This window comes from Lacicoccus qingdaonensis, from assembly GCF_900101075.1.
Taxonomy (GTDB): domain Bacteria; phylum Bacillota; class Bacilli; order Staphylococcales; family Salinicoccaceae; genus Lacicoccus; species Lacicoccus qingdaonensis.
In genome coordinates, this window is the sequence record NZ_FNFY01000003.1 from 174,927 (window position 1) to 187,034 (window position 12,108).

The 12,108-nt window shown below is 42.4% G+C and carries 10 protein-coding genes and 1 rRNA gene; 10 read left to right on the forward strand and 1 reads right to left on the reverse strand.

Translation table 11 applies throughout. From position 1 onward, the window contains the following. Positions 1-2 precede the first annotated feature (2 nt). From BLR15_RS03380 to BLR15_RS03405, 6 genes are all read left to right on the forward strand, one after another. Positions 3-1,304 (forward strand): pyrimidine-nucleoside phosphorylase, encoded by a 1,302-nt coding sequence (locus tag BLR15_RS03380; RefSeq protein WP_092984689.1) that lies wholly within the window; start codon positions 3-5, stop codon positions 1,302-1,304. A gap of 18 nt (positions 1,305-1,322) precedes the next feature. After that, entirely contained in the window at positions 1,323-2,477 is a 1,155-nt protein-coding gene (locus BLR15_RS03385; RefSeq protein ID WP_092984691.1) for a UTP--glucose-1-phosphate uridylyltransferase, read from the forward strand. Beyond that, positions 2,477-3,181, forward strand: coding sequence for a PAQR family membrane homeostasis protein TrhA (gene trhA, locus BLR15_RS03390; protein ID WP_092984693.1), 705 nt, complete (start codon positions 2,477-2,479; stop codon positions 3,179-3,181). The genes BLR15_RS03385 and trhA overlap by 1 nt, the downstream gene beginning before the upstream one ends. A gap of 75 nt (positions 3,182-3,256) precedes the next feature. Next, the gene (gene proC, locus BLR15_RS03395; RefSeq protein ID WP_092984695.1) at positions 3,257-4,063 is read left to right on the forward strand and encodes a pyrroline-5-carboxylate reductase; all 807 of its coding nucleotides are present in this window, start codon (positions 3,257-3,259) and stop codon (positions 4,061-4,063) included. A 61-nt stretch (positions 4,064-4,124) separates the two neighbouring features. Further along, the gene (locus BLR15_RS03400) at positions 4,125-5,675 is read left to right on the forward strand and encodes an amidohydrolase (RefSeq protein WP_092984697.1); all 1,551 of its coding nucleotides are present in this window, start codon (positions 4,125-4,127) and stop codon (positions 5,673-5,675) included. Further along, positions 5,676-6,758 (forward strand): NAD/NADP-dependent octopine/nopaline dehydrogenase family protein, encoded by a 1,083-nt coding sequence (locus BLR15_RS03405; RefSeq protein WP_092984699.1) that lies wholly within the window; start codon positions 5,676-5,678, stop codon positions 6,756-6,758. A gap of 35 nt (positions 6,759-6,793) precedes the next feature. Here BLR15_RS03405 and BLR15_RS03410 read toward each other — a convergent pair whose 3' ends face one another. Beyond that, positions 6,794-8,173, reverse strand: coding sequence for an alanine/glycine:cation symporter family protein (locus tag BLR15_RS03410; RefSeq protein ID WP_092984701.1), 1,380 nt, complete (start codon positions 8,171-8,173; stop codon positions 6,794-6,796). Between the two features lie 333 nt (positions 8,174-8,506). Here BLR15_RS03410 and BLR15_RS03415 point away from each other — a divergent pair, with 333 nt between their 5' ends. The 4 genes from BLR15_RS03415 to BLR15_RS03430 all read left to right on the forward strand — a co-directional run. Then, positions 8,507-9,454: a mechanosensitive ion channel gene (locus BLR15_RS03415; protein ID WP_092984703.1), complete on the forward strand. Its 948-nt coding sequence runs from the start codon at positions 8,507-8,509 to the stop codon at positions 9,452-9,454. 120 nt (positions 9,455-9,574) lie between these two features. Beyond that, positions 9,575-10,639 (forward strand): Mrp/NBP35 family ATP-binding protein, encoded by a 1,065-nt coding sequence (locus BLR15_RS03420; protein ID WP_092984705.1) that lies wholly within the window; start codon positions 9,575-9,577, stop codon positions 10,637-10,639. Positions 10,640-10,654: 15 nt separating this feature from the next. Then, the gene (locus BLR15_RS03425; protein ID WP_092984707.1) at positions 10,655-11,446 is read left to right on the forward strand and encodes a KinB-signaling pathway activation protein; all 792 of its coding nucleotides are present in this window, start codon (positions 10,655-10,657) and stop codon (positions 11,444-11,446) included. Positions 11,447-11,881: 435 nt separating this feature from the next. After that, positions 11,882-12,108, forward strand: a 16S ribosomal RNA gene (locus BLR15_RS03430); the annotation flags it as partial.

Sequence of the window (12,108 nt, forward strand, 5' to 3'; positions counted from 1 at the left end):
TTATGAGAATGGTGGACATTATTGCGAAAAAACGTGATAACGAGCCGCTGACGAAAGAAGAAATTGAATTCTTTGTCGAAGGATATACGAATGATGAAATTCCGGATTATCAAGTTTCAAGTATTATGATGGCTATTTTCTTCAATGATATGAATGATGAGGAAAGAGCCGATTTGACGATGGCGATGGTGGCTTCCGGTGACCAGATAGATCTGTCTGAGATTGACGGTGTGAAAGTGGATAAGCATTCCACCGGCGGTGTCGGCGATACAACAACGCTTGTCCTTGCACCGCTTGTTGCGGCACTGGATGTTCCGGTCGCAAAAATGAGCGGACGCGGACTCGGTCACACAGGTGGAACGATTGATAAATTGGAAACGGTGAAAGGTTTCCATGTTGAAATTACAGAACAGGATTTCATAGATATCGTAAACCGTGACAAAGTGGCGGTAATCGGACAGTCCGGCAACTTGACACCTGCAGATAAAAAGCTCTATGCGCTCAGAGATGTGACGGCAACTGTGAACTCGATCCCGCTGATTGCGAGTTCGATTATGAGTAAAAAAATTGCAGCCGGTGCCGATGCGATCGTTCTTGACGTGAAAGTCGGAGACGGTGCGTTTATGAAAACGACGGAAGATGCGACAGAACTCGCGACTGCGATGGTGTCCATCGGCAACAATGTGGGACGTAACACCATGGCAATCATTTCAAGCATGGAAGAGCCGCTTGGCAGAGCAATCGGTAATGCACTTGAAGTGAAAGAGGCGATTGAAACGCTTAAAGGAGAAGGTCCGGAAGATCTGACTGAACTGAGTCTTGAACTGGGCAGCCAGATGGTCGTCCTCGGAGGCAAAGCTGAAACACTCGAAGAGGCACGTACCAAGCTCCGGGGAGTAATAGATGATGGCAGTGCCCTGGAGAAATTTAAAGTGTTTCTGAAAAATCAGGGCGGCGATGTGTCGATGGTCGACGATCTGGATAAATTGCCTCAGGCGAAGTATACATTTGAAGTAGAGGCAGAGAAGTCCGGATTTGTCGAGCGGATCGGTTCTGAGGCGATGGGTGTCGCTTCAAGCATGCTGGGTGCCGGCCGACAGACTAAAGAAGATGTCATTGATCTTGCCGTCGGTCTGATGCTCAATAAAAAAGTGGGAGACCGTGTCGAAGCCGGAGAATCTCTTGTTACGATCTACAGTAATAGTGAAGATGTCGAAGCGGTCAAACAAAAAATACTCGAAAATTATAAGATTGGTGACAATGAGACGAATATAGAACTGATTCGAAAAGTGATCACTGAATAATTAATGAGGAGCTAAACTATGATTGAAAAATGGATACCTCAATATGACAAATTGAACCCGTCGGAACAGCAGCATCTGGATGAATCATTCAAAGCGCTGGATATTGGACATGTTGAAAAAGTATATGAAGAAACATTTGTAAACCCGAAAACGATTGATGTGGAAAAGATAGAAGAAATCGGGTACGTATCCGCCGATGATATAGAAAATTTCCAGCAGGAGCAATTAAGGGAAAGAGCAGAAAGCGCCATCTATAAAGGGGAGTTTGCCGTTCTCCTGATGGCCGGCGGACAGGGCACACGTCTTCAGCATCCCGGCCCAAAGGGGACTTTCTCTTTTGACGGCGTGTCATTATTCGAACTGCAGGCAAGGCAATTAAAACGGTATATCACATCGGAAAGTGCGCCGGTACATTGGTATATCATGACAAGTGACATCAATCATGATGAAACGTTAAGTTTTTTCAAAGAAAATCAATACTTCGACCTGCCGAAAGAAAACATCCACTTTTTCAAACAGGAACATTTTCCGCCGGTAAAAAAAGATAAAACTTTACTGCTGACACCGGAAAAAGACATCATGCTGACGCCAAATGGCAACGGCGGCATTTTCGCTTCATTATACAACTCGGGTATGCTCGATGATATGAAGAACCGCGGAGTCAAACACGTCTTCATGAACAATGTGGATAATGCGGTTGTTAAAGTGCTGGATACTCTGCTCATGGGACTGCATCTGGAAGAGGACAATGAAATCACTTCCAAATCCATCGTCCCGAAACCGGGGGAAAGTGTCGGCCGTCTGAGTCTGGTCGACGGTGTCAAGGCCGTGGTCGAGTATACGGAACTGCCGGAAGGTACGGACAGGCAGTTTTTAAACGGTAACATTGGGATTCACGTATTTTCGACAGATTTTCTGGATACTGTGGGTAAAGCTGAAATGCCATATCATCTGGCATTGAAGAACCTCGACTTTTTAGATGATGATTTAAATGAAGTGAAAGAAGAAGTACTGAAGTTCGAGAAATTTTATTTTGATGCATTCAAATATGCTGAAAAGCATAATACACTTCAGGTGGACAGAAAAGGTGAATTCTCTCCACTGAAAAATAAGGAAGGCAAGGACAGTGTAGAAACAGCATATCAGGATTTGAAATCTGAAGGATTGATTTAATGACTAAAAATGACGGGACCGTAAATCAGGCAACAGAAAATAAAGAGACGAAATTAGAACGCTCACTGCGCGGTATAATCCCGTTATCTTTCGGCGAAGAAGTCGGCAACAGTGTCAGTCACGGTGTGGCTGCCCTGATCTTCATCTTCCTGCTGCCTTTTACGTCGGTTTACATGTATATAGACGGCGGCGTCGAGTATGCAGTCGGAGGTTCGATATATGTCATCAGTATTCTCCTGATGTTTCTGACTTCGACTTTGTATCATTCGATGACGCATAACACGAAGCATAAATATATTATGCGGCTCTTGGACCACAGTTTCATATATATTGCCATTGCTGGCACGTACACCCCGATTGCCATTTCTGTCATAGGCGGCTTTTGGGGCATGACTGCATTACTTATTCAATGGATTGCAGCTGTTCTCGGCATTCTTTATAAAGTGCTGAGCCCAAAAGTCAGCTCCAAAGTCAGCATGATAGTTTATCTGGTGATGGGCTGGATGGCTGTCATATTCGCACCGATCATCATCAGGGAAACCAGCTGGATCTTCATCGCACTCATCCTGCTTGGCGGAATCAGCTATACAGTCGGCGCATGGTTTTATTCTCAAAAGGAAAGAAATTACTTCCATATGATCTGGCATTTCTTTATAATCATTGCAAGTGGATTACATTACGCTGCCATCGTATTTTATATTTAATGCAGAATAAACTTCACTTTTTATATCAGTTTGTTAAGATGAACCTTGGGTCAAAAATTTTATGGAGTTGATTTGATGAAGATTGTCTTTTATGGTGCGGGAAACATGGCAAGTGCTATTTTTATCGGCATGATCGAGAATTGTGTCGTAGCGCCTTCGGATATTTACTTGACGAGTAGAAGCATGCAGGAAAAAATAATGTTTTTCAAAGAAAATCTGGGTGTCAATGTATCATATGATGATCAGGATTTATTAAAAGATGCAGATTATGTGATACTTGCGAGCAAGCCGCAGAGCTTTCCTTCTGTTGCAGACAGAATACGGCCATACCTTGAACCTGAGACAAAAGTCGTATCAGTCATGGCGGGTACCCAGATAAAGACGATACGCCGTGAGCTTAAAACTGAAAATCCAATAGCGAGAATAATGCCGAATACAAACGCGATGGTACAGCATTCAGTGAACGGTATATCATATTCCGGTAACTTTACTGACAGAGATGAACTGATAGAGCTGATGGAAAGTTTCGGTACTACAGTGACTGTGGAAGAAGATGAAATGCATAATATAACAGCGGCAACCGGTTCAGGGTCTGCGTTTCTCTACTATATATATGAAATGTATGCGGAAAGCCTGATGGAACTCGGCTTTGATGAGGAAGAAGCGATGTTCCTCACCCGTAATCTAGTAATCGGGGCAGGCAAAATGGTTGAGGATTCAGAACTGTCATTCAGTGATCTGCGTAAAAATATTACATCGAAACATGGTACGACTGAAGCCGGTCTGGATGCCCTTGATGGAGATGGACTAAAGAGAATACTGATTAAAACGTTGAACGCTGCGGCCAGCCGCAGTGAAGAACTGAGTAAAGACGACGAGTGATATTGAAATACTTCATATTATATTAATATAATATGAAGTATTTTTTAAAGGGGATGATGGTTTGAAGACTTTATACAGAAATGGAAAGATATACAGTATGAACTCGGAAGGTGAGACTTTCGGGAATATAGTTGTGGAAGACGGAATCATTACAGAAGTGGATGCAGTGGATGCTGAAGCGGATGAAATCATCGATCTGAAAGGCAGTACGATGCTGCCGGGGTTGAATGATACTCATATGCACCTGGTGATGCTGGGTAAAAAATTGAAGTCACTTGTTTTATATGATGAAAATGATATTGATCATGTAAAAGAATTGATTGGAAATCATCGCTCCGGCAGAGAGTGGGACTTGATTCTCGGCTATGATGAAAATAATTTTGAAAACAGCTACAGGCTGAAACGTGCCGAACTGGATGAATTGACGGATAAACCGACAATCGTTGCGCGAGTGTGCCAGCATGCTGGAATAGTGAATACTAAAGCGCTGGAAAAACTCGGTATTGATAAACATGTTGAAAATCCTGAAGGCGGCTCTTATGAAAAAGACGAAAACGGAGAACTGACGGGCTGGGTATATGATACGGCGTTCGATCAGTTCAGAGCAGCCCAGGTGGATGATACGATAGAAACGGTCAGTGATGATATCACACAGGCGGTGAAGTATTTATACACCCTGGGTGTGACAGGTGTCCACACTGAAGATATGGCAGCATACGGTCCTAACGATGTGCCGCTCAATGCCTATTTGAATACGATCGGTAAAGATCAGCTTAAGTTCAGGGTGAATCTGTTGAGGCATGCAGCGGTCTATGAAGAAATGATAGCCAAAGATCCGGAATTTAAAAAAGACTGGGTCGAAAAAGATGCGATGAAAATTTTTGCCGACGGTGCATTCGGCGGACGGACAGCCCTGATGAAAGAACCTTATGAGGGCACTGATGATACAGGACTGCAAATACATACCAGAGAAAATTTAGAGAAACTGGTTAAAAAAGCAAGAGAGCACGGAGATGCCGTTGCCGTTCATGTAATAGGCGACCGGGCAACGGAACTCGTACTCGATGTAATAGAGAGGCATCCTGTTAAAAAAGGGCAGCATGACAGATTGATACATGTCAGTCTTCTTGATGAAGAGATGATGGACAGGATGGCAGAACTTGATGTCATATGTGATATACAGCCGACATTTTTGACTTCCGATATGCCGTGGGTGGAAGACTATATCGGTAAAGAAAGAGCGGAGCGTCTGTACAATTTCAGAACAATGCTTGATAAAGGGCTCCTTCTCGGCGGCGGTTCGGACGCTCCGATCGAAGATGTCAATCCGCTCAAGGGCGTTCATGCACTGGTTACACGGCATGGGAAAACCGGAGTCTATAACGAAGATGAAACAATCAGTGTCTTTGAAGCATTGCAGATGTATACTAAAAATGCGGCTGAAATCGTCCACCGCGGTGACAGGTCCGGACTGATCAAAAAGGGATACAAGGCAGACTTTGCGGTATTCGACAGAGATGTATTGAATGTCGAACCGGATGAGTTATTGGAAGCAGAAGTATTATATACAATAATAGATGGTGAAGTGGTTTATCAAAAAGGAGGAATATAGGTGACATTAAAAATCGGTATTTTTGGAGCAGGACATGGCGGTGTGACTGCCGCGGCAGATTTGACTAAGATGGGACATGAAGTGACTTTATACCAATCTGCAGAATCACAAAGGAACCTGGATAAAATCAGTGAGAACAATGAAATCATTTTAAATGGTGAAGCGGTTAAAATCCATTCTTTTACGAGAGATGTTAAAGAAGCGGTCAGCGGGCAGAATGTTTTGATGCTGGCAATTCCCGCACCGGCTGTCGAAAAAGTGACTGAAAATCTCGCCCCGCATCTGGAGGACGGTCAGCATATATACATTAACAGTGCAAGCGCCATGTGCAGCATCAGATTACGCAATGTACTTCAGAAGCTGGGCATAGAAAAAGATGTCAAAGTGGGTGAATCCATGTCACTCACATATGCATCCAGATACAATGCAGAAACAAATGAAGCGAACCTGATCGGCTACAATCAGCATAATCTGTTTGCAGCATATCCGGCCAAAGATACAGATGAAATGCTGGAAGTATTAAGTGAAATGTATGATTTTGTAAAAGCGGACACGATCATTGAAGTGACATTGAATAACGGCAACCCTGAAAGCCATCCCGGCCCTTCTATTTTAAATGCGGGACGTATCGACTATGCAGGCGATTCTTTTTATTTATATAAAGAGGGTATCACTGAGCATACGGTGAATGTCGTCCATAAAATTGATGAGGAACGCCAGGAAATATGCAGAGTGCTGGGGTACGAGGCTGTAGATAAGTCTTCCCGCAGCGAGAGAAGCGGTTATTTTGAAAAAGGTAAGCCTCTTCTTGAACAATTCAACGAATCTCCAATGCTGAAAGATATACTTGGGCCGACTGATCTGGAAAACCGTTACATCACTGAAGATGTGGAGAGCGGGCTTGTACTGTGGGCAAGTATTGCTGATGCGGTCGGTGTCGACACGCCTGTAATGGACTCGGTTATTACACTGACGGGTGTATTGCTTGAAAGAAACTATTTTGAGATTGGATTGACTCTTGATAAGCTCGGCATCGATATAAAGGATGCGGAGGAATTAAATGAAATAATGGTCGGCCAATAAAGAAAGAGCTACGAAAGTAGCTCTTTTTCTTATGGTTATTCTTTCGTATCCTTTTTATAATATTTATCTTCTGTATGGAAAAATTCGTTGTAGAGTTCTACAATTTTTGGCGACATAATTATTACGGCAATTAAGTTAGGAAGCACTACAAAGAATAAAGTCAGATCAAGCAGAGACCATAAGAATGTTGCCCCGCCGATGGCACCGATTATGATGGAAATGATGTAGACCATTTTAATGACGCTTCCTGCCCATAGTCCAAATAGAAATTCTGCCTGTCTCGCACCGTAAAAGATAACGACCGTCACTGTCGAGAAAACGAAGAAAATCAAAGCAACGGCAATCAGCCCACTTCCAAATGCTCCGAAAGTCTCTTCAAAAGCACGTGCTGTCAATGATTCTCTGACACTGTCCTCATGAGCATCATTATGCTGCCAGACACCCGTCATCAATATTACGAGCCCAGTAATTGTACAGATGATCAGTGTATCGACCATGATTTGGATGACAGCCCAAAAAGCCTGCCGGATCGGATGATCGGTTTTTGCGGCGGCGTGGGCAATCGGAGAAGTACCGAGCCCGGCTTCGTTACTGTATATACCACGGGCAAAACCCCAGCGGATGGATTCTGCCAATACGACCCCGGCTCCTCCGCCAAGTGCAGCAGTCGGATTGAATGCTTCTGTAATTACCAGTGTTAATATTTGAGGCACCATATCGACATTTATCAGGATGATGATGGAGCCGATGATGATATAGAAAATGGCCATGATCGGAACCAAGTATGAAGTGACCTGTCCGATGCGCCTGACCCCGCCAAACACAACAATACCAGCCAGTACAGCAATGATAATACCTGTAATCAGCGGAGGCAGGGAGAATGTGGTCTGGACAGTACTTGCGACGGAGTTGCTTTGTACCATTATGCTGGGTATTAATTCTATCATCAGGAAGAAAGCATACCAGACTGCGAGAAACTTACCGATTTTCGGCCACTTGATACCTTTCTGCATATAGTACATCGGTCCGCCAACATATTCACCGATGGCATTTTTCTCACGATAATGTACACCCAGTGCTGTTTCCCCGAATTTCAAAGCCATTCCGAGAAAAGCGATCACCCACATCCAGAACAGCGCCCCGGGACCGCCTAGCATGATTGCCACAGGCACACCGACGATATTTGCAGCACCGATTGTGGATGACAGCGCTGTCGTCAATGTCTGGAAAGGTGTTATAGTTCCTTTGCCTTTAGATTTCTTACCTACTTGTCCAATCGTCTGCTGGAAAATATATAACGGTCTTCTGAACTGGAAGAACTTTAAACGAAACGTTAAGAAAACACTTGCTGTAAGAAGAGCGATGATAATCGGATAACCCCAGAGAAAGTCAGATATTGCTGTAATCGTCTCCATTTCAAACATCCCCCATATTCAATTTTAAAATCATAAGTCAAAACAAACTTAAATGACTTAAACAAATATTATAGAATATCGGAGATAAAATCAATGCTATGGTCGGAATTTTCAGAATAATAGTGAGTGATAAAAGACAAAAATACAAATTGGAAAATACCATTCAGTACAATTAATGCACCACTTCATTCATATTGCATATAAGGTGTATTATAATTGCCTACACAAACGTGGTAATTCAGTAAGTATTTCCTATTTTATGGAGTTTTCTGTTTAAAAGTGACTTTTTACGGTAAAAGAATTTATATCAACGAATAAGGAGTGTTTATATTTATGTCCAACATCGGAAGTGCATTTAATGATATGTTTTCAAACATCATTAATTTCATTCCAAGCTTAATCGCAGCATTATTATACTTAATCCTGGCCTGGATAATTGCCACGGTCATTAAGAACATTATTGTAAAAGGTCTGGGTGCACTCGGCTTTGAAGAGTGGCTGCAGAAAAAAGGTCTTGTAAGTGCCACTGAAGGCGGACAGGCTTCTGATGGTTTCATACAGACTCTTGGTAAAATTGCTTACTATCTGGTATTCATTTTATTTTTACCGGCAGTATTCTCAGCGCTTAACATGGATTCGGTAGCATCACCAATCAGTCAGATGATGACCAACATACTGAACTTCCTGCCTACATTGCTCATTGCGGCAGTACTTTTGGTTCTCGGTCTATTCATTGCCAAATTGGTGGGGACGCTGGTCCAAAATCTTCTTGCCAACATCAATGCAAGTAAATATAACAGATATGTAAACTTCGGGCAGAATAAGGACGCAGTGGATATTCCGTCTGCAACAGGTTGGATTGTTACAACGCTTATCGGTCTGTTCTTTGTAGTTGAAGCTTTAAGTGTACTGAATTTAGAAATCTTAAACACAATCGGTGCGGCAATCATTGCATATCTGCCTCTGCTACTTTCAGCGGCAATCATTTTGGCGCTTGGTTTTGTCGGAGGGAATATCATATCCTCTGTCATCGTTAAAAGTACAGGCAACCGATTCTTTGGTGAAGCTGTTAAATACCTGCTGATTATTGTTGCGGTATTTATGACATTGGATCAGTTGAACTTTGCCGAAAGCATCGTAAATGCTGCGTTCCTTCTAATTCTTGGTGCAGTTGCTGTTGCATTTGCAATATCATTCGGTATCGGCGGACGCTCTTTTGCAGAAAAACAACTTGCCAAATTTGAACGTAAAGTCAATTCGGAAGACAACAAAAATGAATAACTAAGACTTAAGTCTGAATATCCGAACATTTATCATAAAGTGTTCGGATATTTTTTAATGTTCGTATGTTGATTATGTTATGATTGTTATATTGAATTTTGTAGATAAAGGAGAAAAACGATGTTATCAACTAAAGAAGTAGAAGCGCTTCTGGGCGAGATGAATGATCCGGTTTTAAACGTACCTTTCAGCGAAACTGAGGGGGTCGTGGAAGTTAAGATCAAAGAAGAAAAAGAACACGTCAGTGTTAAACTCGCCATAGGACGCTTAGGTGGACAGGAGCAGCTGGATTTACAAATGAAGGTTGTTGATTTATTAAAAGAAAATGGTTTTGCAACAGTCGGCATCCGTTTTGAAGAGTTGGAAGATGATCTGATCAATGAGCACAGAGGCAATGAGGCATCTCCGATAGAAAGTCAATTCAGTGACGGGAAGACTGAATTCATCTCCGTTGCTTCTGGTAAAGGCGGCGTTGGTAAATCAACGGTATCGGTCAACCTTGCGGTATCACTGGCAAAGGCCGGTAAAAAGGTCGGCATCATTGATGCGGACATTTATGGTTTCAGTGTTCCTGACATGATGGGAATTGTTGATAAGCCTGCAGTCGAAGGTGAAAAGATCATTCCGGTGGAACGTTATGGCGTACAGGTGATATCCATGGCATTCTTCGTAGAAGAGAATACACCGGTAATCTGGCGCGGACCTATGCTGGGTAAAATGTTGACGAGCTTCTTTAATGAAGTTCAGTGGGGCGAATTGGACTATCTGATTCTGGACTTGCCGCCGGGTACAGGAGACGTGGCACTGGACGTACATCAGATGTTGCCGCACAGTAAAGAGATTATTGTTACAACACCACATCCGACAGCTGCATTTGTAGCAGCGCGTGCAGGTTCGATGGCATTGCACACAGACCACGAAATAATCGGTGTGGTTGAAAATATGAGTTACTTTGAAAGTGAAGTCAGCGGTCAGAAGGAATATGTATTCGGTACGGGCGGCGGAGAGAAGCTTGCTTTAGACCTCGATGTGCCTTTGCTGGGGCAGGTACCTCTTGGACAGCCGAAGTGGGATCATGATGATTTTGCACCGTCAATTTATAAAGATGATAAAATCAGTGATATTTACACAGAAATCGCCAACAGTATTATTGAAAAAAGTGAAGATGAACAAAGTAAAGAATAGTAGGAGAAAAGCTTTATGACATCAAAATATTTAGTTAAGTTTTATTTTACTACTTTACTTATTGGTACAGCCATATCTACTGTTATCAGTCTGATATTGGAATATGAAAATGTGACGAGTTATTTATTCACCGGCAACATCGGGGAATTTTTAGCCGGTCTGGTGTGGTTCATCACATTCGGATTACTCATCGCGACAATCAGCCAGGTTGCATTTTTCATCTATCTTTTTATACACCCGTTAGGTTTGGGGATATTTAAAAGTTTTTGGCCGTACATCCAATTGCTTCTTATCATATATGCCATTTTCGATTTGTTCTATTTCCGTTTTTATGAAGTCGGTGTGGAAGAAGGTTCTGTGTGGGGCTTCATGTGGATACCAATATTGATGATAGCGGTCGGTATAGTGGTCGCCCGTTATAAGAATAAGCAGGTCAAAGATACGAATATCTTCATACCTTCACTATTCTTCATGGTATTCATTACAGCTGTTACTATGATTCCCTTCATAGTTGTTGATGATACTTCCTGGATTTTCAGATCTGTTTTTGCGATTTTAGTGATGAATGCTTATCAGTTGATCAAGCTGCCGGATTATATAGAGGCTTCTGAAAAAGAAAAGAAGGAGCGGGGCAGAATCACAAAAAGTGACATTAATGAAGAAAAGCGTAAAGAACTGAGAAAAGAACGGGACAAAGAAGCTGAACGTGAAAGATTGGCAAAACAAAAGAAGAAAGACATCAGGAGCAATAATAAGAAGAAGGCAAAAGATCGTAAAAGAGGCAGTGTCAAGAAAGAAGACAGCTAATAGTACAGAAGTGAATAATAAGTTTTTGTAAAGCCGTCGTATGAAACCATGTTTCATACGGCTTTCTTATTTTACTTTGAAGTGAAAACGCATTCTGGTAAAACTACAATAAAAGATATAATTAATGTGTTGACGTTGGTTTTGAAACTTGGTATTCTTACGTAGTCGCTTTAAACAGGGACTAAAAAAGCAGCATAAATCAGCGAATATTAATTTTGTTAAACTTATATTAAATTATGATTGCAAAGATTTTAGAGCTGTGATAAGATAGTAAAGCAACACCAAAACGAGAACATTGAAAACTGAATGACAATATGTCAACGTTTAATTCCGATAAACGTTCCTATTATATAGGAACAAAAAGTTGAGGCGAACAACACAACACGCAACCGAGATACTGTCAGCAGTATCGACCGAGCTCAGAAGAGCTTTCCATTTATGGAGAGTTTGATCCTGGCTCAGGATGAACGCTGGCGGCGTGCCTAATACATGCAAGTCGAGCGCGAGATTGGGGAGCTTGCTCCCCATGATCGAGCGGCGGACGGGTGAGTAACACGTAGGCAACCTACCCATCAGACTGGGATAACCGCGGGAAACCGTGGCTAATACCGGATGACCCTTTATGACACCGGTCGTAAAGTTGAAAGGCGCTTATGGTGCCG

Bases quoted from the DNA above. Each gene is read 5' to 3' on its own strand.
- BLR15_RS03420 (WP_092984705.1), top strand. From the start codon at position 9,575: ATGTTATCAACTAAAGAAGTAGAAGCGCTTCTGGGCGAGATGAATGAT.
- BLR15_RS03380 (WP_092984689.1), top strand. From the start codon at position 3: ATGAGAATGGTGGACATTATTGCGAAAAAACGTGATAACGAGCCGCTG.
- proC (WP_092984695.1), top strand. From the start codon at position 3,257: ATGAAGATTGTCTTTTATGGTGCGGGAAACATGGCAAGTGCTATTTTT.
- trhA (WP_092984693.1), top strand. From the start codon at position 2,477: ATGACTAAAAATGACGGGACCGTAAATCAGGCAACAGAAAATAAAGAG.
- BLR15_RS03410 (WP_092984701.1), bottom strand. From the start codon at position 8,173: ATGGAGACGATTACAGCAATATCTGACTTTCTCTGGGGTTATCCGATT.
- BLR15_RS03385 (WP_092984691.1), top strand. From the start codon at position 1,323: ATGATTGAAAAATGGATACCTCAATATGACAAATTGAACCCGTCGGAA.
- BLR15_RS03425 (WP_092984707.1), top strand. From the start codon at position 10,655: ATGACATCAAAATATTTAGTTAAGTTTTATTTTACTACTTTACTTATT.
- BLR15_RS03415 (WP_092984703.1), top strand. From the start codon at position 8,507: ATGTCCAACATCGGAAGTGCATTTAATGATATGTTTTCAAACATCATT.